The following is a 19,642-nucleotide window of genomic DNA, read 5'->3' on the forward strand; positions in this document are numbered from 1 at the left end:
GACAGCGGGGGGTAGGTCAGTGGGCCGGCCGGTGCAGCCGGTCAGAGTTGCTCGTCCGTCCGGGGTAGGAATGGCGGGAGCTGTCTGCCAGGATCGGGCAGGCCTCCGGGGCCGGCTGCATCATCCGGCGGATTGCCCCATGAGCCGCGGGGTGGCCCGTGCGGCTGGTCCGTCGAAGCAAGGATTTCGAGCTGTTCGGGCGTCAGCTTGGCGCGAAGGGCGGCGATTGCGTCCTTCAGCTTTGCGGCCGAAGCCGCGCGTTCGGTAAGATCGTCGGCCAGCCTTTCCTGGAAGGTGAACGGATCGCGAGCGCCGGTTTCTCCCGCACCGGGGCCGCGCTCACCGGGACCATCCGGGCCACGATCGGGTCGTGTCAGCACCGCCTGCAGCGCGCTGGTATAGTCGCGCCAGGCGTCGAGCTGCCCGGTCCTGACGCCGATGCGGGTCTCGAGCGCGGAAAGCCGGGCTGCGAGCCTGAATTCCGGTGGCGGCCCCATACGGCGTGGCCCGTTCTGCGGATCGAAGCGTTGCGGACCGATACCGTCCGGTCCGGGCCGCATCGGCCGATGTGGACCGGGCCACGGCATCGGGCCTTCAGTCGCGCCGTCCTGCATCGCGACAACCGGCGGTTCCCCACCGGGTCCATCGACAAGGTCGGTCGGCTGCGCCAGCGCTGGATGAATGAGCGCGACGGAGAAGAGGCCGAGAGCAAGAAGTCTGCTTTGCATGATGTAGTCCTTTCCCACATGCTGCGGATAGGGAGAGGATAGGAGGCGTCTTTTTCTGGCTTGCTTCGCTCTGTTGCCGAAGGTTTCCAGGAAAGGGAGATTTGTTTCCGAATGTTTCCGCTTCTGGGTTGGAAACATTCGGTTGCAAATTTCCATGCCGCTGGCCGTCGGCTCTCCCTATAATCTGTAACGAACAGGGCAAACGGCACCGGGCAAGCAATGCAATCACAACCCCAAATCCTTGTCGTCGACGACGACCGCGAGATCAGGACGCTTCTCGGGCGCTATCTCGACGGCCAGGGATTTCGTGTTTCGGTGGCAGCGGACCGACGCGAATGCGAGCACAGGCTGGCCACCGGCCAGTTCGACCTGATCGTGCTCGACGTCATGCTGCCCGACGGCTCGGGGCTCGATATCTGCCGCGCCCTGCGTGATCGCAAACCCCACATTCCCGTCATCCTGCTGACGGCGCTGAAGGAGGATGTCGACCGCATCATCGGATTGGAGCTTGGCGCCGACGACTATCTCGGTAAGCCGTTCAACCCGCGTGAGCTGACCGCCCGCATCCGCGCCGTGCTGCGACGCTCGGCGCAGGACCAGACGGCACCAGCGATGGCCCGCATCTATCGCTTCGCCGGCTACACGATGGAGCCGGAAATCCGTCGCGTCGCCAATGCAAATGACGAGGCGATCGATCTGACCGGTGCGGAGTTTGACCTGCTGCAGGTTTTTGTCGACAGACCAGGCCGCGTTCTATCGCGCGACCAGCTTCTCGATCTCACGCAAGGGCGCGAGCGCGAGCCGCTCGATCGCTCCGTCGACGTGCTGATGAGCCGGCTGAGGCGCAAACTTGGCGAGGATGCCGCAGAGCCCCTTTTCAAGACTGTGCGCAATGGCGGTTATCAGTTGACCGTCCGCGTCGAGACCGTGGACACGCCGGCATGACCTCGCTCAGGGCGCGGATTGCGCTGCTTCTGGTGGCGTCGATCGTCGGTGTGGTGGCTCTGGCGACGCTTGCGGTCGTCAGTGTGGTGCGAGGCCCCGCGCCTGAAGCCACGATAGAGCCGGTCGCCCGGCAGATCAGGCTTCTGGCGCAGTCGCTTCCCGGCCATGTCGCCAGCGCAAACGATGTCCAGGTCGAACTCGGCGATCAGCCGGCAAAAGGGCAGGAGGACGAACGTGCAACACGTTTTCTCAACCGAGCGCTGGAACATAGCGGGGCAGCGTTTCCCGCTACCGTCGTGCGGATCGAAGGCAAACCCGGCATGGTCGCCTCGGTGCAACTCCCGGACGGCACCTGGATGGCCGTCGATGTTCCCGACTTCTCGCCGCCGGCCAACCGCTGGCTGGTCTTGTCCGGCTGGATCACGCTCATCGTGCTTGGCGCCACCGCCGTTTCGCTTTATTTCGCGACTGTGCTGACGAGGCCCCTGGTCATGCTGGAGACCGCGGCAACACGCATTGGACCGGATGGCATTCTTGCGGCTCTGCCGGAAGAGGGTTCTGGCGAGGTGCGCGCCACCGCGCGCGCGCTCAATCAGCTTTCGAGCCGGCTCAAGTCGGCGATGGAAAGCCGCATGCGCCTCGTCGCCGCGGCGGGCCATGATTTGAGAACACCGCTGACGCGCATGCGGCTGCGCGCGGAGTTCCTGGCGGATGACGAAGACCGCGAGAAATGGCTGCACGATCTCGAGGAGCTCGACCGCATCGCCGACAGCGCCATTCGGCTGGTGCGCGAGGAGGTCGATCAGGACGCCGTCGAACCGGTCGACCTCGAAAGGCTGGTCCGCGACATCGAGGCCGAGATGATTTCGCTCGGTCACGCCGTGTCGATCGGGCATCTCGACAAGGTCTCGGTCAAGGCAGGCGCGCTCGGCCTTCGTCGGGCATTGCGCAATCTGATCGTCAATGCCGCCACCCACGGCAAGGGCTGCAGCCTCTCTCTCTCCGCCACGGGCAATCATGCCGCCCTCACCGTCGCCGATCGCGGACCCGGCATCCCGCCGGAGCTGCTCGGCAAGGCGTTCGAGCCCTTCTTTCGCGTCGATCCCGGCCGTAGGCAGTCCATCCCAGGCGCCGGCCTCGGCCTCGCCATCGCCAAGGAAATCATCGAACGCTACGGTGGAACCGTCACACTGGAAAACCGCGCCGGTGGTGGTCTTTTGCAGAAGGTCGTTTTCGACGCTGTTTCCTGATTGGACTGTTCGACGCAGACCGTTTCCATAGCTCTTTTCAGGCGACCTAATCCAGCTTGAATGTGAAAGGCGCGGCAACAGATGTACCCGCTTTTTCCGGCGGCGGCGCTGGCACTTTGGCACCCTGTAATGCGTCGAGCGCCGCGCGATCGAGGTCCGGATAGCCGGAGGAACGAGCCAGCCGGGCGGATAGAACGCGGCCGGATCCGTCGACCGTAAAGGTCACTCGTGGACTACCTTCCTCGCGCCGGGCCTTCGCGGCTCTCGGATAACGCGTGTGTCGCCTGATCCACGCATGCAACTGCGAGTTCCACTTGGACGAGCTCACACCGGATCTCGAAGCAGCTGCTTTGGCCGATTTCGGGGCGGCCGCCTTGGCTGCGGATGTCGCAGCGACACTGGCCGCCGTCCGCGGCGGTGCGGCTTTCTCCTTTTTCGGACGCTGTCTGGCCTCTCTGACCGGCTTCTTCGTCTTGACCTCAGCCGGCTCCTTCGCCTTGGCCTTTGCCTGCTTCTTTGTCTTGGCCTCGACGGGTGCGTCGACCGGTTTCGGCTGCGGCAGCGGAATGACCACTTCCGGCGTGACGGCCTCGGCAACGTCTGGCACGACTTCCTCGAGCGGCGGCTGGTCGACATGTTCCGCCACGGTCGGCGGGGTGGGCTCGACTGTGTCGGCCGGGGCGGCTTCCGACGGCTCGGTGACCGGCTCTGCCCGCCCGACGGGCGGTTCGGGCGGAGGCTCCGTTTCGGTTATCGCCGGCTCCTCGACCGGATCCGGCTGATCGGGCGCTATCTCATCCGGTAGCGGGGCCGGCTCGGCCGGCGTGAACGCCATCGGCGACAACTCGATCACCTGCGCCTGCGGCGGCCCGCCATCGGGCTCGGCCGGGCGCCAGCTCTGCATCGCATAGCCGATCGCGGCATGCGCCACCAGAACCAGCGCAGCCGCGCCCGCCCACCAGGCAATCTCGCGCACGCCGAAACGCCGCTGATCGGCCATCGGCAGGGCGGCCGCCGGCGACATTATTGGCCCGTCCCGACTTGCGGCGCCGCGGCATCGCCAGGCGCGGTCTCGAGGCCGACCAGCGCGATCTTCAGATAACCGGCGCCCCGCAAAAGGTTCATCACCTCCATAAGTTCGCCATAGCCGACCGCCTTGTCGGCGCGCAGGAAGATCCGCGTCTGCCTGTCGCCTTTTGTCCTGCCGACGAGCGCGGCGGCGAAAGTTTCGCGCGGCACGGTGTCGTTGCCGATCGCCAGCCTGAGATCGTCTTTCAGCGTCAGGAACAGCGGCGTCTCAGGTCGGGGAGCCGGCGTTGCGGTCGAGCCCGGCAGGTCGACATTGACGTCCACCGTCGCCAGCGGTGCCGCGACCATGAAAATGATCAGCAGAACCAGGATCACATCGATGAACGGCGTGACGTTGATCTCGTGGTTTTCCTCGAGATCGCCGTCGATGTTCTCTCGAATTCTAGCCGCCATGGCCTCGCTCCGTGTTCATTCCGCGGCCATCTGCTTTGCCGGCGCGACAGTGCGGAAATCCAGATCCCGGCTGACCAGCCGTTCGACCCCTGCCGACGCGTCAGCGAGGATCTGCCTGTAGCCGGCTATCGATCGCGCAAAGACGTTGTAGATGACCACCGCCGGGATCGCCGCGACAAGGCCCATCGCGGTGGCCAGCAAGGCTTCCGCGATGCCCGGGGCAACGACGGCGAGATTGGTGGTCTGCGCCTGCGAGATGCCGATGAAGGCGTTCATGATGCCCCAGACCGTGCCGAATAGGCCGACAAAGGGCGCGGTCGAGCCGATCGTCGCCAAGACGCCGGTGCCACGCGACATGCGCCGCGCCGCCGCCGCCTCGATGCGCGACAGGCGCGAGGTGACCCGTTCCTTCAGCCCGTCGCCGGACACATGGTCGAGCGAGCCGGCCGAAAGTGCAGTCTCTTCCTCGGCTGCCCGCACCAGGAGGGCGCCAGGACCGTTATTGTGGCCAAGCGCGCGGCCGGCCTGGTTCAACGTCGCGGCATTGCCGATCGCTTGTGCCGCGCGGCGGGCGCGCAGCTTGCCGCCAAGGATCTCCAGCGATTTGGCCAGCCATATCGTCCAGGTAACGAAGGACGCAAAAGCCAGCCCGATCATCACCGCTTTCACGACGATGTCGGCCGCCATGAACATGCCCCATGGCGACAGGTCACGCGGCAGGGTCAGAGAGGTTGCCGTCGAAGGGCCCGTCTCGGTGGGCGTTGTCTCGATAGGCGTGGTCTCGGTGGGCGTCGTCATGCCGGGCTGCATCGCCGGTGGCGCGGCCGCGTCTGGCGCAGCCTGCCCAGGCGCCGGAGCCGGCGCCTCGATCGCCGGGGCGGCGGCCGGTTGCTCCTGGTCGGCCGCGCCCGGTTGCTCCTGGGCGGCAGTGCCGCCGGCCGACAGGATGACGGATGCGAGCAACGCCGCGAACAAACCATGTCTGGACAAGGGCTTCTTCCTTATTCTCACAGTGGCCTCATTGCACATAGCCGATGGGCTGGCCGGTGACGGGGTGCGCAAACACGCCCATCTCGACACCGAAAATTCCTCTAAGCACCTCGCCCTGCATGATCTGGTCCGGCGTCCCGCGCGTCAGCAGCCTGCCGTCCTTCAGTGCGATCAATTCGTCGCAGTAGCGCGCCGCCATGTTGGGATCGTGCAGCACGACGACGACGCACAGGTCGCGTTTGCGGCTGAGGTCCCTGACCAGCCCCAGCACCTCGACCTGATGGGCGATGTCGAGCGCCGAGATCGGCTCGTCGAGCAGCATGACGCCGGCATTCTGCGCCACCAGCATGGCCAGCCATGCGCGTTGGCGCTCGCCGCCGGACAATTCGTCGACCAGCCGGTCGGTGAAACCCGCCATATCGGTCAGGACAAGCGCCTCGTTGACATGGCGCCTGTCCTCGTGCCCGAAACGGCCGAGCGCGCCGTGCCAGGGATAGCGCCCGAGCGTCGCCAGTTCGCGCACGGTCAGGCCGGTCGCCGCCGGCGTCGTCTGCGGCAGATAGGCGAGCGCGCGGGCGAGTTCCCGCGCGCCCCACAGCACCAGCGGCCGCTGCGCGAAGGTGATGCCGCCGGAGCTTGCCGGCTGCTGGCGCGCCAGGAGCTTGATCAGCGTCGATTTGCCGGAGCCGTTGTGCCCAATCAGCCCATAGACGCGCGAGCGTTGCAGTTCGAGTGTAACCGGACCGAGCAGCGTTCGCTCGCCGACGGCGAACCGCACCGCTTCGACATGGAAGGCAGTCTGGGCATGAATTCCTGCCACGGTCTCGGCCTCTCTCCAGCTTTGCGCGTGCATTTCGAAATCCGGTTTTCGGCAATCCGGTTTGCCGTGCCGATGCCCGGTTGACTATGAAACATGAGTTTACTAGTCAACAATGAAGATGACTTTTTGAGTCAACAAAATGTCGTGACGCGCCGGATTTGCGTCGAAATTCGAAAAAAGTGGAGCGCGCCGAGATGGTGACTGGTTTTGGTCGCGGAAGAATTCGAGATGAAATGACTGCGCGCCGAAACCTGCTGATCGCAGCGATGTCGCTGCCTGTGCTGCTTGGCGGCGGCCACGCCGTCGCGCAGGAGGCGACCACCACTCTCGAGCCGATCAACATTCAGGAACGCGTCGAAAGCGCCTTTGGGACGGTCGACGGCTATGTCGCCACCCAGGGCTCCACGGCCACCAAGACCGACACACCGCTGATCGAGACGCCGCAGTCGATATCGGTCATCACCAAAGACCAGATGGAAGCGCAGGCGGTGGACAGCCTGAACAGCGCGCTGCGTTATACGCCAGGCGCAAGCGGCAATCTCTACGGCACCGACAATCGTGGCCACGGCTTGCAGATGCGCGGCATTTCGAACTCCAGCGGCGTTTTCTACAAGGACGGGCTGCAGCTCAAGGAAAGCAATTTCACGCTGTTCACCGCGCTCGATTCCTACGGCGCCGAACGCTACGAAATCCTGCGCGGGCCGGCGTCGGTTCTTTACGGCCAGGCAAGTCCTGGCGGCATCATCAACTATGTCAGCAAGCGCCCGACCGAGGAGAACCTCCGCGAGATCGAGCTCGGCGCCGGAAGTTTCGACCGCTATGAAGGAAAGTTCGACTTCAGCGGGGCTGTCAACGCCGACAAGTCGCTGCTGTTCCGCCTCACCGGCGCCGCCCACACCGGCGATACGCAGACAGACTTCGTCGAAGACGACCGCATCTTCATCGCGCCGGCGCTCACTTGGCAGCCCGATGCCGATACCAGCGTGACCATCCTCGCCAACTATCAACGCGACCGGTCCGGCTGGGCGATGCAGTACCTACCGGCATACGGCACGATCAGGCCGGGTAAGGACGGAAAATATCTGCCGAACAGCATGTTCGTCGGCGAACCGGACTTCGACACCTACAACAACGACCAGGCGTCGATCGGTTACGAGTTGGATCACCGCTTCAACGAGACGTGGCAGGTTCGCCAGCATGCCCGCTACGTCTATCTGAAGCACTATGAGGAAGGCGTTTTCGGCGGCGGGCTTCTGAATGATGAGGGCGACTATTCCCGCTATGCCGATGCCGGCGGCACCAGGCTCAGCGGCTTCACCATCGACAACCAGGCGCAGGCCGATTTCGACACCGGGCCGCTCGCCCACACGCTGCTTCTCGGCCTCGACTACAAGCGCTACACCTACCGCGACTATGCCTCCGGAGGGTCCGTCGGTGACATCAACATCTTCGACCCGGTCTATGGCAGCCCAATCACTGATCTGACGCCCTACACAGACACGGACACGACCCAATCGCAGGTCGGCATCTACGCGCAGGACCAGATCAAGCTGGGCAACTGGCGGCTGACGCTGGGCGGCCGCCAGGACTGGGCGGATTCGAAAGTCTACGACAATCTGGCCGGCGCTTTCGATCCACGCCAGAAGGACGACGCCTTCACCACTCGCGCCGGTCTGCTTTACCTCGCCGACAACGGACTTGCTCCTTATGTCAGCTATTCCGAATCGTTCCAGCCGGTCTCCGGCCCCGACAGCAACGGCAATCCGCTCGTGCCCGAAACCGGCAAGCAGTACGAGGTCGGCCTGAAATATCAGCCGGTTGGCTGGAACTCCTTCGTCACCGTTTCGGCGTTCGACCTGACCCGGCAGAACGTCGTGCGCTATGGCGGCGCTGGTGCGCCCAATGACATCTTCCAGACCGGCGAGATCCGCTCGCGCGGCATCGAGCTGGAAGGTGTTGCGAGCCTTGAGTCGGGCTTCGATTTCCGGGCGGCCTATACCTGGCTCGACACCGAGATCACCAGTCCGACCAGCATCAACGAGGATGGAACGAGCAACCAGGGCAACACGCCGTTCGGCGTGCCGGCACACGCGGCCTCGCTGTGGGCAAACTACACTGTCGGCAGCGGCAGATTGGAGGACCTCGGGCTCGGCGCCGGCATCCGCTATGTCGGCTCGACCTTCGGCGACGATGCCAACACTTTCAAGGTGCCGGCAGTCACCCTTGTCGATGCCGCGCTCCATTACAAATGGCAGAACGCCGAGTTGAGCCTCAATGTCAGCAATCTGTTCGACAAGCGCTATGTCGCCTCCTGTTTCGCAGAAAGCTTCGGCTGCTTTTATGGCGAGGGTCGCCGGATCAAGGGCTCGGTGAAGTACACATGGTAACCCTCGCGTGCAGGCCCGGACCCAATTGGCGCCACTGACGCGGCGCCGGTGCCTTGCCGGCCTGGCCGCGACGAGCCTCGGTCTGCGCGGCGACCTGGCGTGTGCGGCGCGGCCGCCGCGGATCGCCTGCCTCGAATGGACCTCGGCCGAGATGGTCAGCTCGCTCGGGATCGGGCCGGTGGCGGTCGCCGACACAAACGGCTACCGCGACTGGGTCGCGGGACCGGCTCTTCCCGCCGACTGCATCGATCTCGGCTCGCGCGGCGAGCCCAATCTCGAACTGCTGCTGGAACTCAAGCCCGACCTTATCACCGGCGCCTATGGCTATGGGCTTGACGAAGCTCCGTTCAGGCGGATCGCGCCACTGCACACCGTGCCCTTCTACGATGGCACCGAAGCACCTTATCGCCAGGCCGAGGTTGAAACGCTGAAACTTGGCTCGCAACTCGGTCGCGAGGCTGAGGCGCAACGGCTTATCCAGGAGACGGCGGCGGCAATCGCCCAGATCAGGGCACAATTTTCAGAGCGGGCAAAGCAGCCGCTCGCAGTGGTCAGCATGTTCGACGACCGTCACGTCCGCATCTATGGCAAGGGCAGTCTGTTCCAGGACGTGCTCGACCGGCTGAGCCTCACCAATGCCTGGACTGCGCCGACCGATAGCTGGGGCTTTTCCATGCTGGACATCGAAGAGTTGGTTTCGATCGGCGAGGCTCGCGTAATTTCGCTCGATCCGATCCCGCCGCATGTGAAGATCAGGATTGACCAGAGCAGCCTCTGGGCAAACCTTCCCTGCGTCAAAGCCGGCAACGTCAGGACAATCCCGCCGGTATGGCCGTTTGGCGGGCTTGCCGCCGCTGCCCGCTTCGCAGCGTTTGTGATCCGGGCATGACCATCATGCAGTCCACGGCTGGCCATCGTGCTCGTTTCATGGGAGGGATGCTCGTCGCCCTCGTCGGAGTGCCGGCGGTGCTCGCCGCATATCTCACCGCTGCCGGGCTTTTGCGCCTGTTGCCCGCCGACATGTGGTGGCAGTCGCTCGGGGCGACCGACTTTGCCGATCCGCGGCAGCTGCTTTATCGCCATGCCTTTCTGCCGCGTCTGGCGATCAGTCTGCTGGCCGGCGCGGCGCTCGGCCTGACCGGCACGCTGCTCCAGCAGGTGCTGCGCAATCCACTCGCCGAGCCGACGACCATAGGCACCAATGCAGGCGCCACCGTCGCCCTGACGATCGCCACGCTCTACGCGCCGTGGCTGCTGGAGCAAGGTCGCGAATGGGTGGCGCTCGCCGGCGGCGCCCTGTCGACACTGGCGGTCTTGGCTCTGGCCCAGGGCCGGAGTTTTTCGCCGGTCGCGATCATCATTTCCGGCCTGGTGGTCAGCCTCACATGCAGTTCAGCGAGCGCCCTGCTGATGGCGGCCAACCGCGAATATTCCGAGGAACTCTTCATCTGGCAGAGCGGTTCGTTGATCCAGAACGGCGACGCCGTGGTGCTCGGGTTCGCGCCATGGCTGGCGCTGGCCGGCATTGCCGCCTTCCTTCTGCTCCGGCCGCTGCGGCTTCTCGACCTGAGCGACGAGGGAGCGGAAAGCCTCGGCACGAAACCGGTGGTGACACGGCTGGCGGGGATGAGCGTCGCCGTCGCGCTGAGCAGCATGGCGGTCGCAGCCGTCGGCGTCATCAGCTTCGTGGCGCTTGCGGCGCCGGCGCTGGTCAGGCTCGCCGGCGCACGGACCTTGCGCCAGCGCATGATCTGGGCGCCGCTTGCGGGCGCCACGCTGTTGTGGCTGACCGACCGGCTGGTGCAGGTCATGCCGTTTACCTCCGAAATCCCGGCCGGTGTGGCGACTGCTTTCCTCGGTGCGCCGCTGCTGTTTCTTCTCCTGCCGAAATTGCGCACCAGCCCGGATCGGGACGGCGCCATGCTGTCTTCCATGCGCAGGCGAAGCGGGTGGCCCTATCTGCTGGCCGGGCTCCTCGCGATGGCGCTTCTTCTCTGCGCCGCGCTTGTGGTCGGGCGCGGCGCGACCGGCTGGCACGTGGCCTCGGCCGCCGAACTTGCCGACCTCCTGCCGCTCAGGGCGCCTCGCATCGTTGTCGCGGTTTCCGCTGGTATGATGCTGGGCGTGGTCGGCACGCTGATGCAGAGGATGACCGGCAATCCGATGGCGGCGCCCGAGGTTCTGGGTGTTTCCGGCGGCGCCTCGCTAGGCATCCTGCTGCTCTTCGTCGCGACTTCTGATGTCAGCCGCCCGGCAATGATCGCGGCCGGCTTCGTCGGGGCTCTGGCCAGCCTGGCGATGATTTCGCCGACCGGCCGCCGGCAGCCCATCGCGCATGATCGATTGCTGCTTTCGGGTGTCGCCGTGGCGACGATGGCCTCGGCATTCTCGGCAGTGATGCTCGCCAGCGGCGATCCTCGGCTCGATACGCTCATCGGCTGGTTATCCGGCTCCACCTACCGCGCAACCGCCGCCGATGCGACAATCGCAGCTGTGACGGCGACTGCTCTGCTGGCCATCGTGCCACTCACAATCCGCTGGCTGGAAATCCTGCCGCTTGGAGAAGCCGCCTCGCGCGGGCTCGGGCTTAGCCTCTTTCGCGTGCGGATCATCCTCCTGGTGCTTATTTCGGTGCCGACGACAATAGCTACGCTTGTTATCGGGCCGCTGAGCTTCGTCGGATTGATGGCGCCGCACCTGGCCCGAATGCTCGGCTTCCAACGCGCCTTGCCGCAGCTTTTCGCATCCGCGATGCTTGGCGGGATGATGCTTGTTTCGGCCGACTGGGCCGGCCGGACGCTGATTTTCCCGTGGCAGATCCCGGCGGGTTTGCTGGCTGCCCTGGTCGGCGGGCCTTACTTCATGGTGCTGATGTGGAAGGGCCGGCAATGAGCGGCATCGCCACGCGCTTCGGGCTGGCGGCCACAAAGCGCATAGCACGCGCTCAGCCGGCGCGTGCTTCCCGGATCGCGCGAGACGCAAACGCCCTGGGCTGAGGGACATCGGCCTCTCGGCGCGTCAGCGAATTGCGCAGCAGCGCGATCACCTCGCGGCCAGCCATTGCGATCTCGCGTGGCCTGTCGATACCGACGATCATGAACTCCTGGATTCCCAGGGCAGCATAAGGAAGCAGGGAAAGCGCGACTTGTGCCGGCAGTCCGGCAATTTCGACCGCCTTCTGGCAGGAGGCGTTGTCCTCCGAACGGATCCGGACGGGAAGCGCGAAACGCAGCTTGCCGGCCCGGCCGTGTTCGGCGGCGGCGCTGCGCACCCGCTCCATCAGCTGCCGGACCTCGTCGAGCGAACCCGGCGTCAGCTCGAAGACATCGGCATGCCGCCCGGCGACCCTGAGCGCCGTTCCGGACCGTCCGCCCATGCGGATGGTCACGCCGGCGCTATGCGGCCCCTTACGCGGCACATAGCCGCCCCTGACGCTGTAGAAGGCGCCTTCATGATCGAACGGCCTGTCGTTCGACCACAACCGCTTCAGCAGCACCAGATATTCGTCGATCCGCTGCCAGACGAGTGTGTGGCCGACCGGACGTGCCTCGGCATCGTCGTCGCTCAGCGGCTCGCTGAGCATCCTGAGGGACAGCCGACCGCCACTTTTCGCGTCGAGGCCCGCCAATTGCCGTGCCGCCACCGCCGGCTCGATCACACCGGCCCAATGCGTGAGAACGACCTCAAGTGATGAGGTGCGGTCCAGCGCCCGGGCGGCAATATCCATATTGGTCAGCAGCCCGGCCGGATCGTCGACGACGATCTTCTGAAAACCAATGTCCTCGATCAGCGACAGCTTTGTCGCGGTTTCCGCGAAATCGTAGAAAAACGGCATGGTTGAATCGGCGGGGTGAGTTTTACCGGGAACATGCGTGAACTCGATTGGCATTGCCATCTCCTCCATCACGTTGGGGTCAAGGGGGCGCGCGCAAAAGCACACCGGCACTCGGTTCATTCAACTCCGATATTGCGAAACGGCAGATCGCTATCCCTGTAAGTCAAGACCCGATGGCTCTCCGGGTTTCATGATCAGGGGATAAGACCCAGAACGACTGCCCCGGTGAACACGAACGCAAGGGCAAAGACGAGATAGGCAAAGGCGCCCGCATAGGCCGGCCGCCAAGTCTGGTCAGAACCAAGCCTTTGGCCTTTGCGGGCAGTCCGGGCGTTCTGGAAATAGGACATATCGACCTCCGTCTCGGCGGTTAATCTATTAAATCAGTAGACTTTGTCGAGTGCTATTTTCCAGCGATCCTTGGAATGTTTTTCTCCAACCGGATGACAATTTGGTTTGTTTGCTGCTTAGCGCCGCACTTCCGAGGCCGATCGGCCCGATGGCAAAACGCCAGGCTCGTGGGCCGAGGGACAGGGATGGGCGGAGCGGCCGCCTATTTGCTGGGCGGCCTGTAAGCTTCCAGGCCGAACAGCATCAGCACGAGCGAGACCAGGAAGAACCCGACCGCCACGCCGAGCGCGATCCGGGCGTAGAATCTATAAACGTCGCTCATGATGGTGCCGAACACCCGTCGCGCCGGACCATCGGCTGGGCGCGATTTCTCATCGAGATAGAGCCAGACTTCGGTGTGCTTGGGATTCTTGCTGGCTGCGGTCATAGCTTTCCACATCAGTGCCAGAACCATGGTCAGCGTCAGGAACGCGCCGGAACGGAAGGCGGATACCGGGTTGAAGGAGAAGCCGACCATGACACAGCCGATGGCAAGCGATCCGAACATTACAGCGCGCCCGATGCACCCCACAGCTACCCGCCTGATCTCATCCATCGGCCGCCTCGGCAACAAACCCGCCGACAATGTGCGAGCGCTGTGACCGTATCAAATCACTTTAAGGCGAATGTGCCGCCTGGACGGGTGTACCTCCGGGATTTCGGTATGGACGTGGACGCGCACAGCTCCCCGGCGCATCATTGCGAACGCCATAGCCTGAAATTCGGCCATCGACGCGGCCCGCCGCAGCGCTTTATGCTGCAGGGCAAGCAGGATCGAACCTTTCCGGCATCGACAGAGCGTTGTCTCGGCAAGCCGGGACATCCGGCAGAGGAAGGCAATCGGCCATGCCGAAGGGGACGGGAATAAAGCCGGCGACCGGCGCGACACCGCTGATAGCAATTGCGGCTGCCGCCGTCGACACCGAAACAACCGGGCCCGACGCCACAAAGGCGCGCGTGGTCCAGATTGGCGCGATCGGCATCGCGCATGGCAAGGTCGTCCGGCAACCTCGGCTCGATCTCCTCATCGATCCTGGCGAAGCAATCCCGTCCGAGGCCTCGCTCGTCCACGGCATCACGAATGCCGATGTTGACGGAGCCGGGAGCTTCCCGGATGCATGGACGCAATTTCGGGAGTTTGTCGGCGGCCGCATCCTCGTCGGCCACTCGATCGGCTTCGACCTGGCGGTATTGGAGCGCGAATGCCGACGCGCCCGTTTGCCCTGGAAAAAGCCTCGGGCGCTGTGCGTCCGGCTTCTTGCAACCATAGCTAATCCCAATCTGGCAGACTATTCGCTGGAAACGATCGCCGCCTGGCTTCGCCTGGAGATAGCTGGCCGCCATTCGGCTCTGGGGGATGCGATCGCCGCGGGAGACATCTTTGCCGCGCTGATTCCGGAGTTGCGCAAGCGCAACATCCGAACACTCGGAGAGGCTGAGGTCGCCTGCCTTGCCCTTTCGGACGCTCTCGAAGCCGGCCATCGCGCCGGCTGGGCCGAGCCGGTGTCGCGACCCCAGGCTCCCGCGTTTCAGCCGGTTGATCCCTATGCCTATCGCCATCGCGTCGGCAGCCTTATGAGCAGCCCGCCAGTGGTGGTGAAGTCGACCAAACCGACAAGGCAGGTCATCGACCTCATGGTCAAGCGCAAGGTCAGCTCGGTCCTGGTGTCCGACCGTGGAGCGCCGGATCAACCGATTGAGGAGTATGGCATCGTTACCGAGCGTGACCTGCTGCGCCGCATATCGTCCGACGCCGAGCGGGCTTTTGACATGCCGGTCGGAAGCATCGCAACGCGACCGCTGATAAGCATCCGCGCCGCCGCCTTCGCCTATCGGGCGATCGGCCGCATGGATCGGCTGAAAGTCCGTCACCTCGCCGTCCGCGACGACGGGGGCGTGCTGGTCGGCGTGCTTTCGGCGCGTGACCTGCTGAGGCTGCGCGCCGCCGCTGCCATCGATCTCGACGACACGATCGAACATGCCAGGGACGCCGCCGAACTGGCGGCCACCTGGTCGATGCTGCCGGGCGTGGTACGTTCGCTCATCGGCGAAGCGATCGACCCGCGCGTGGTGGCGGAAATCATCAGCGACGAACTTTGCTCGCTTACCCGCCGCGCCGCCGTGCTTGCCGAACAGCAGATGCTAATCGAAGGTCACGGCCCGCCGCCCTGCGCCTACGCCGTGCTCGTGCTCGGCTCGGGCGGCCGTGGCGAAAGCCTGATGGCCCCCGACCAGGACAACGCAATCGTCTTTGCAGATGGCGAGCCAGATGGGCCCGAAGACAGCTGGTTCAAAATTCTCGGCGCCAAGCTCGCCGACATGCTCGACATCTCAGGCGTGCCGTATTGCAAAGGCGGGGTAATGGCCGCGAACGCCGCATTCCGCGGAAGCCTCGACACCTGGAGGGCGCGCGTCGAAGATTGGGTTCGCCGCCTGCGGCCTCAGGATCTGCTCAACGTCGATATCGTCTACGATCTGCGGCCGGTTCACGGCGACACGACACTGGCCGCGCAGTTCATCGAATATGCCTATGACCGTGGCCAAGCCGAGCCGGTGTTCGCGAAGCTTCTCGGCGAGCAGATGACAACCGGCAATCCCTTCACTGTTTTTGGCGGCTTTCAGCTTGAAAATGGCCGGCTGGACATCAAGAAGCATGGCCTTTTTCCGATCGTCGCGACCGCACGCACGCTTGCAATTCGCCACGGCATCCGCGAGCGGAGCACGCGTGCCCGGCTCGAGAAACTGATCGCGCATGATATCGGCGGCGAGCGCGACATGAAGGCAATGCTGGCTGGCCATGCCATGCTGATCGGCTTTCTGCTCGCTCAGCAGACGCATGACATCTACGCCGGTATACCTGTATCCAACCGCATCGAGATCAATGCCCTGACGCGCGAGCAGCAGGCAGAGCTCAAGAGCCTCATCAAGCGCCTCCAGTCGGCACCCGACCTGGTGCGGGACCTGATGTTCGCATAGCCGGCGACGCTCGGAAGGCGCGAGGCCGAAAGGGGGAAAGCTCAGATGCGCGCGGCACCAAGCAGCCCGTCGACGAGCGCGCCGCGGTCAGCCTGCGCAAGGAAATCCTCATGCGCGCGCAGCAGATTCATTCTCAGGAAGTTGAAGATATAATCGTAGTCGTTGGTCAGGAGGTTGGGGTGGATCGGTACCATCTCGAAAACCGTTCGCGCCAGCGGCTCGGGGATCTCGCGCACCGGCCGCGGCGGACCGATCTGCGTGGCGGCGAGGCGCTGACGGGTGAGCTCGGCGGCGTCCTCCCAGAAAGTGGGGGGCGAGCCCTCCGGAACGGCATATTTGGAGAAGCTTGCCAGGGCCACTTTTTCCAGCGCCGCTGGCAGGCCTCGCTGGCGCAACCCGGCGGGTTCGCGCAGCGCACCCTCCACCATTTCCGCCACGATGGCATAGCACGCAGGATAGGCGCGCCAGCGTGAATGGTTGAGCGCCGCCTGGAACTCCTTCTCGCTGAACAGCTTCTGCCAATAAACCCCTGCCCTGACCCGGCAGAACTCGACGATGCTTTTCTGCGCCAGGAAGGCGGCGCGCGAATCCATGAAATCAGCCAGATCATCGACGCTGACGATCGGCTGCGGCTTGCGCAGGAACTCGGGCAACAGGTCGTTCAGCAGGCCCATGGCGCTCTCCCTTCGGTTTTGTTTCCAACCGATGTTGACCGTGTAGCCCCCGCGACGCCGCACGGCTAGTCCTCCCACCGATTCTCCAGTCCTCTCACCGATTCTAAAGTCGTATGAACAGCAGCGACAAGAAGTGTTACTCATACAAAGTTACGGTCGGATGATTCTATACCTGGCCGCGACATATGCCGGAGGGCTTCCGCGTTAGCGGAAGAGGCAAGCTTTAAACGGCGCCTTGCGGTCGAGACGGTTCGCAAGCTGCCAACCAAGGGAGGGTTCAAGCTATGGCGACGCCAGACCGCGTAAGTTATTGGAACAAGACCAAGAGCCTCATGTTCGTCATGCTGGGCCTGTGGGTGTTCTTCGGTTACGTCATCCACATGTTCGTGGAGCAACTCAACACCATCGTCATTTTTGGCTTTCCGCTCGGCTTCTACATGGCCGCTCAGGGTTCGCTCATCGCCTTCGTCGTCATGCTGTTCTGGTTCGCACGGCGCCAGAACGCAATCGACGAAGAGCATGGCGTCCATGAAGATTGATCGGGGGAACGTCAATGGCTAACACGACATCTACCACCGCAGGCGGAGGCGACTTCACCTCCAATCTCGGCCGCATCTACGGCATCTACACCGGCGGCTTCATAGCCTTCATCATCTTGATGGCTATCTTGAGTGCCATGGGCGTCGAAAATGTTGTAATCGGCTACCTCTTCATGGGCTTTACCATCGTCATCTACGCGGTGATCGGCGTCCTGAGCCGCACCATGCATGTCGGCGAATATTACGTCGCCGGGCGCCGCGTACCGGCGCTCTACAACGGCATGGCGACCGGCGCCGATTGGATGTCAGCGGCTTCCTTCATCGGCATGGCCGGTTCGCTCTACCTGCTCGGCTATGACGGTCTCGGATTCGTGCTCGGCTGGACCGGCGGCTACGTGCTCGTGGCCATCCTCGTTGCGCCCTATCTGCGCAAGTTCGGCGCCTACACGGTTCCCGACTTCCTGTCGGCGCGCTACGGCGGCAATCTTGCCCGCTTCATCGGTGTGATCGTTCTGTTCTCCTGCTCGTTTACCTATGTGGTCGCGCAGATTTTCGGCACCGGGCTGATCTCGGCTCGCTTCCTTGGCATCGACTTCAACGTCGCGGTCTATGTCGGTCTTGCCGGCATCCTGGTGTGCTCCATGCTGGGCGGCATGCGCGCCGTCACCTGGACGCAGGTCGCCCAGTACATCGTGCTGATCATCGCCTATCTCATCCCTGTCATCTGGATGTCGACGGTGAAAACCGGCGTGCCGATCCCACAATTGATGCAAGGCCAGGCGCTGGCGAACATCACCGCGCTTGAGACGGCGCAGGGCATCACCGTGCATCACGTCACGCCGTTCGTGCATGGCGGCTATGATGCCAAGAACTACTTCCTGCTCATCCTCTGCCTGATGGTCGGAACGGCGTCATTGCCGCACGTCCTGATGCGCTACTTCACCACCCCGTCGGTGCGTGAAGCGCGTGTTTCGGTCGCCTGGTCGCTGCTGTTCATCTTCATCCTCTATTTCACCGCGCCCGCCTATGCGGCGTTCGCCAAGTGGACGATGCTCGACCTGGTGGCGTCGGGCCTGACGCCCGAAAACATCGCCGAGAAAGCCGGATGGATGATGCGCTGGGCCGCTGCCGACAATACGCTCGTGCAGATCTGCGGCAAGGCGGCGACAGACACCGCGGCGATCGTCGCGGCCTGCGCCGAAAAGGGCGTGACGGCACTTTCGTTTGCCGACATCAACCTCAACGCCGACATGATCGTGCTGGCGACGCCGGAAATGGCCGGCATGCCTTACGTCATCTCGGGCCTCGTCGCCGCCGGCGGCCTTGCCGCCGCGCTGTCGACGGCGGACGGCCTGCTGCTGGCCATCGCCAACGCGCTCAGCCACGACATCTACTACAAGATGATCGACCAGAATGCGCCTACGTCGCGGCGCCTGATCGTGTCCCGCATCTTGCTGGTTATGGTCGCCGTGCTGGCCGCCTACGTCGCATCGACCAAGCCGTCGGACATCCTGTCGATGGTGTCGTGGGCCTTCTCTCTTGCCGCCGGCGGGCTCTTCCCGGCGCTGGTGCTCGGCGTCTGGTGGAAGCGGGCCAACTCGGCCGGTGCGGTCGCCGGCATGATCGCGGGCTTCGGCATCACCATCTTCTACCTGGTCATGACGCAGTATGGCGCCGATTTCGACAAGGCGACGCCGAATATGGAACTGTGGTGGGGCGTGAAGAACATTTCGTCGGCGGCCTTCGGTCTGCCGGTGGGCTTCGCCGTGATGATCATCGTCAGCCTTCTCACCAGGGCGCCGTCCCGGGCTATGCAGGATTTCATCGAGGAAATCCGCGTCCCTCGCGGCAAGCAGATGATGGAAGAAAAGACCGCCTGATCGAGCATAGCGATCGGCGCTCGAGGCGGGGTCCGGCGACGGACCCCGCCTTCATTTCGGGGGCGTCGCTGCATAACGCGGCGCCGCCGCTGCTTGGGAAATCCGACATGAACGATTTCTGGTCTTACTGGTATTTCCACATACCGAATTTCATTCTTGCCGCGGTGATGTACACGCTGATGGGGCGTCTCCTGCTCGGTCTCTTCGTACCCGAAAGCTGGGACAACTACATCTGGCGCTTCTTCAAAACCGTCACGGACCCGTTCCTGCGGATCGTGCGGACCATCACGCCGTCGATCCTGACCCAGCCGGTGGTGATCGTCTTCAGCGTGCTCTGGCTTATGGCCTTGCGCGTGAGCTATCTCATCTTGCTGATCAATTTCGGCGTTTCGCCGATGGCTTCACAGGGGGGTTGAGGCAATGCACAGAAACGCTCTTGTGCCGGTCATGGCGGTCGCCATCGTCAACGGTATCTTTTCGCCGTGGGTGCTGATGGTGTTCCTGTTCTATCCGGTCTGGTATCCGGGCTGGGCGCCTCCCTTAAGCCAGATCGTTTATATGGCAAGTGCGCTGATCCTGTCGACGATGACGATCATGCTCGCCGGCGTGCCGGCCGCGCTCTATGAGCGCTGGTCGGCGCAGCCCAGGAGCATCGTCGTCTCGTCTATCTGGCTTGCCGGCACGGTTTTGTTGACGCTGCCGGCGCTGCCGAATGTGATGCGGGCGCTAAGCGGCGGCTGATAATT

Annotated in this window: 19 protein-coding genes; 10 read left to right on the forward strand and 9 right to left on the reverse strand. The window is 63.9% G+C overall.

From position 1 onward, the window contains the following. Window positions 1–41 precede the first annotated feature (41 nt). The gene (locus CIT26_RS27855) at window positions 42–728 is read right to left on the reverse strand and encodes a hypothetical protein (RefSeq protein WP_095495784.1); all 687 of its coding nucleotides are present in this window, start codon (window positions 726–728) and stop codon (window positions 42–44) included. Between the two features lie 219 nt (window positions 729–947). Here CIT26_RS27855 and CIT26_RS27860 point away from each other — a divergent pair, with 219 nt between their 5' ends. Beyond that, on the forward strand, window positions 948–1,673 hold the full coding sequence (locus tag CIT26_RS27860; RefSeq protein WP_095495522.1) for a response regulator: 726 nt from the start codon (window positions 948–950) through the stop codon (window positions 1,671–1,673). Next, entirely contained in the window at window positions 1,670–2,923 is a 1,254-nt protein-coding gene (locus tag CIT26_RS27865; RefSeq protein ID WP_095495523.1) for an ATP-binding protein, read from the forward strand. Before CIT26_RS27860 ends, CIT26_RS27865 begins: the two co-directional genes overlap by 4 nt. Before the next feature lie 46 nt (window positions 2,924–2,969). On the opposite strand, the gene CIT26_RS27870 is transcribed toward CIT26_RS27865, so the two are convergent. Genes CIT26_RS27870 through CIT26_RS27885 form a run of 4 tightly spaced genes read right to left on the reverse strand, consistent with a single transcriptional unit; the run spans window position 2,970 to window position 6,248 of the window. Further along, window positions 2,970–3,947: an energy transducer TonB family protein gene (locus CIT26_RS27870; protein ID WP_095495524.1), complete on the reverse strand. Its 978-nt coding sequence runs from the start codon at window positions 3,945–3,947 to the stop codon at window positions 2,970–2,972. Beyond that, window positions 3,947–4,405 carry a TonB system transport protein ExbD gene (gene exbD, locus CIT26_RS27875; protein ID WP_095495525.1) on the reverse strand — a complete coding sequence of 153 codons (459 nt, stop codon included), beginning with the start codon at window positions 4,403–4,405 and terminating at the stop codon, window positions 3,947–3,949. The genes CIT26_RS27870 and exbD overlap by 1 nt, the downstream gene beginning before the upstream one ends. A 15-nt stretch (window positions 4,406–4,420) precedes the next feature. Next, window positions 4,421–5,395, reverse strand: coding sequence for a tonB-system energizer ExbB (gene exbB / locus CIT26_RS27880; RefSeq protein ID WP_095495526.1), 975 nt, complete (start codon window positions 5,393–5,395; stop codon window positions 4,421–4,423). Window positions 5,396–5,423: 28 nt separating this feature from the next. Continuing rightward, window positions 5,424–6,248: an ATP-binding cassette domain-containing protein gene (locus tag CIT26_RS27885; RefSeq protein WP_095495527.1), complete on the reverse strand. Its 825-nt coding sequence runs from the start codon at window positions 6,246–6,248 to the stop codon at window positions 5,424–5,426. Between the two features lie 200 nt (window positions 6,249–6,448). On the opposite strand from CIT26_RS27885, the gene CIT26_RS27890 reads away from it, so the two are divergent. Genes CIT26_RS27890 through fhuB form a run of 3 tightly spaced genes read left to right on the forward strand, consistent with a single transcriptional unit; the run spans window position 6,449 to window position 11,494 of the window. After that, window positions 6,449–8,602 carry a TonB-dependent siderophore receptor gene (locus CIT26_RS27890; RefSeq protein ID WP_245319580.1) on the forward strand — a complete coding sequence of 718 codons (2,154 nt, stop codon included), beginning with the start codon at window positions 6,449–6,451 and terminating at the stop codon, window positions 8,600–8,602. A 7-nt stretch (window positions 8,603–8,609) separates the two neighbouring features. Next, on the forward strand, window positions 8,610–9,491 hold the full coding sequence (locus CIT26_RS27895) for an ABC transporter substrate-binding protein (RefSeq protein WP_245319581.1): 882 nt from the start codon (window positions 8,610–8,612) through the stop codon (window positions 9,489–9,491). After that, the gene (gene fhuB, locus CIT26_RS27900) at window positions 9,488–11,494 is read left to right on the forward strand and encodes a Fe(3+)-hydroxamate ABC transporter permease FhuB (RefSeq protein WP_245319582.1); all 2,007 of its coding nucleotides are present in this window, start codon (window positions 9,488–9,490) and stop codon (window positions 11,492–11,494) included. Before CIT26_RS27895 ends, fhuB begins: the two co-directional genes overlap by 4 nt. A gap of 52 nt (window positions 11,495–11,546) precedes the next feature. Here the strand turns inward: fhuB and CIT26_RS27905 are convergent, their stop codons facing one another. The 3 genes from CIT26_RS27905 to CIT26_RS27915 all read right to left on the reverse strand — a co-directional run bounded on the left by CIT26_RS27905 (window position 11,547) and on the right by CIT26_RS27915 (window position 13,335). Next, the gene (locus CIT26_RS27905) at window positions 11,547–12,491 is read right to left on the reverse strand and encodes an LLM class flavin-dependent oxidoreductase (protein WP_095495530.1); all 945 of its coding nucleotides are present in this window, start codon (window positions 12,489–12,491) and stop codon (window positions 11,547–11,549) included. Between the two features lie 140 nt (window positions 12,492–12,631). Beyond that, window positions 12,632–12,787, reverse strand: a complete 156-nt coding sequence (locus CIT26_RS27910; RefSeq protein WP_082982575.1) for a hypothetical protein — start codon at window positions 12,785–12,787, stop codon at window positions 12,632–12,634. 203 nt (window positions 12,788–12,990) lie between these two features. Next, window positions 12,991–13,335: a hypothetical protein gene (locus CIT26_RS27915; protein ID WP_245319583.1), complete on the reverse strand. Its 345-nt coding sequence runs from the start codon at window positions 13,333–13,335 to the stop codon at window positions 12,991–12,993. Window positions 13,336–13,673: 338 nt separating this feature from the next. On the opposite strand from CIT26_RS27915, the gene CIT26_RS27920 reads away from it, so the two are divergent. Further along, window positions 13,674–15,803 carry a DUF294 nucleotidyltransferase-like domain-containing protein gene (locus CIT26_RS27920; protein WP_245319584.1) on the forward strand — a complete coding sequence of 710 codons (2,130 nt, stop codon included), beginning with the start codon at window positions 13,674–13,676 and terminating at the stop codon, window positions 15,801–15,803. A 41-nt stretch (window positions 15,804–15,844) separates the two neighbouring features. On the opposite strand, the gene CIT26_RS27925 is transcribed toward CIT26_RS27920, so the two are convergent. Beyond that, window positions 15,845–16,477 (reverse strand): hypothetical protein, encoded by a 633-nt coding sequence (locus CIT26_RS27925; RefSeq protein ID WP_095495532.1) that lies wholly within the window; start codon window positions 16,475–16,477, stop codon window positions 15,845–15,847. A 284-nt stretch (window positions 16,478–16,761) separates the two neighbouring features. Here CIT26_RS27925 and CIT26_RS27930 point away from each other — a divergent pair, with 284 nt between their 5' ends. From CIT26_RS27930 to CIT26_RS27945, 4 genes are all read left to right on the forward strand, one after another. Then, window positions 16,762–17,016 carry a DUF4212 domain-containing protein gene (locus CIT26_RS27930; protein WP_095495533.1) on the forward strand — a complete coding sequence of 85 codons (255 nt, stop codon included), beginning with the start codon at window positions 16,762–16,764 and terminating at the stop codon, window positions 17,014–17,016. A gap of 14 nt (window positions 17,017–17,030) precedes the next feature. Beyond that, window positions 17,031–18,896 (forward strand): sodium:solute symporter family protein, encoded by a 1,866-nt coding sequence (locus CIT26_RS27935; RefSeq protein WP_095495534.1) that lies wholly within the window; start codon window positions 17,031–17,033, stop codon window positions 18,894–18,896. 107 nt (window positions 18,897–19,003) lie between these two features. Beyond that, window positions 19,004–19,312 carry a YggT family protein gene (locus CIT26_RS27940; protein WP_095495535.1) on the forward strand — a complete coding sequence of 103 codons (309 nt, stop codon included), beginning with the start codon at window positions 19,004–19,006 and terminating at the stop codon, window positions 19,310–19,312. Window positions 19,313–19,316: 4 nt separating this feature from the next. Then, the gene (locus CIT26_RS27945) at window positions 19,317–19,637 is read left to right on the forward strand and encodes a hypothetical protein (RefSeq protein WP_143747930.1); all 321 of its coding nucleotides are present in this window, start codon (window positions 19,317–19,319) and stop codon (window positions 19,635–19,637) included. The last annotated feature ends 5 nt before the right edge of the window (window positions 19,638–19,642 follow it).

The organism is Mesorhizobium temperatum, assembly GCF_002284575.1.
Taxonomy (GTDB): domain Bacteria; phylum Pseudomonadota; class Alphaproteobacteria; order Rhizobiales; family Rhizobiaceae; genus Mesorhizobium; species Mesorhizobium temperatum.

Bases quoted from the DNA above. Each gene is read 5' to 3' on its own strand.
- CIT26_RS27920 (WP_245319584.1), top strand. From the start codon at position 13,674: ATGCCGAAGGGGACGGGAATAAAGCCGGCGACCGGCGCGACACCGCTG.
- CIT26_RS27865 (WP_095495523.1), top strand. From the start codon at position 1,670: ATGACCTCGCTCAGGGCGCGGATTGCGCTGCTTCTGGTGGCGTCGATC.
- CIT26_RS27930 (WP_095495533.1), top strand. From the start codon at position 16,762: ATGGCGACGCCAGACCGCGTAAGTTATTGGAACAAGACCAAGAGCCTC.
- fhuB (WP_245319582.1), top strand. From the start codon at position 9,488: ATGACCATCATGCAGTCCACGGCTGGCCATCGTGCTCGTTTCATGGGA.
- CIT26_RS27855 (WP_095495784.1), bottom strand. From the start codon at position 728: ATGCAAAGCAGACTTCTTGCTCTCGGCCTCTTCTCCGTCGCGCTCATT.
- CIT26_RS27945 (WP_143747930.1), top strand. From the start codon at position 19,317: ATGCACAGAAACGCTCTTGTGCCGGTCATGGCGGTCGCCATCGTCAAC.
- CIT26_RS27915 (WP_245319583.1), bottom strand. From the start codon at position 13,335: ATGTTCGGATCGCTTGCCATCGGCTGTGTCATGGTCGGCTTCTCCTTC.
- CIT26_RS27885 (WP_095495527.1), bottom strand. From the start codon at position 6,248: ATGCACGCGCAAAGCTGGAGAGAGGCCGAGACCGTGGCAGGAATTCAT.
- CIT26_RS27905 (WP_095495530.1), bottom strand. From the start codon at position 12,491: ATGCCAATCGAGTTCACGCATGTTCCCGGTAAAACTCACCCCGCCGAT.
- CIT26_RS27890 (WP_245319580.1), top strand. From the start codon at position 6,449: ATGACTGCGCGCCGAAACCTGCTGATCGCAGCGATGTCGCTGCCTGTG.
- CIT26_RS27940 (WP_095495535.1), top strand. From the start codon at position 19,004: ATGAACGATTTCTGGTCTTACTGGTATTTCCACATACCGAATTTCATT.
- CIT26_RS27935 (WP_095495534.1), top strand. From the start codon at position 17,031: ATGGCTAACACGACATCTACCACCGCAGGCGGAGGCGACTTCACCTCC.
- CIT26_RS27870 (WP_095495524.1), bottom strand. From the start codon at position 3,947: ATGTCGCCGGCGGCCGCCCTGCCGATGGCCGATCAGCGGCGTTTCGGC.
- CIT26_RS27860 (WP_095495522.1), top strand. From the start codon at position 948: ATGCAATCACAACCCCAAATCCTTGTCGTCGACGACGACCGCGAGATC.
- CIT26_RS27925 (WP_095495532.1), bottom strand. From the start codon at position 16,477: ATGGGCCTGCTGAACGACCTGTTGCCCGAGTTCCTGCGCAAGCCGCAG.
- CIT26_RS27910 (WP_082982575.1), bottom strand. From the start codon at position 12,787: ATGTCCTATTTCCAGAACGCCCGGACTGCCCGCAAAGGCCAAAGGCTT.
- exbD (WP_095495525.1), bottom strand. From the start codon at position 4,405: ATGGCGGCTAGAATTCGAGAGAACATCGACGGCGATCTCGAGGAAAAC.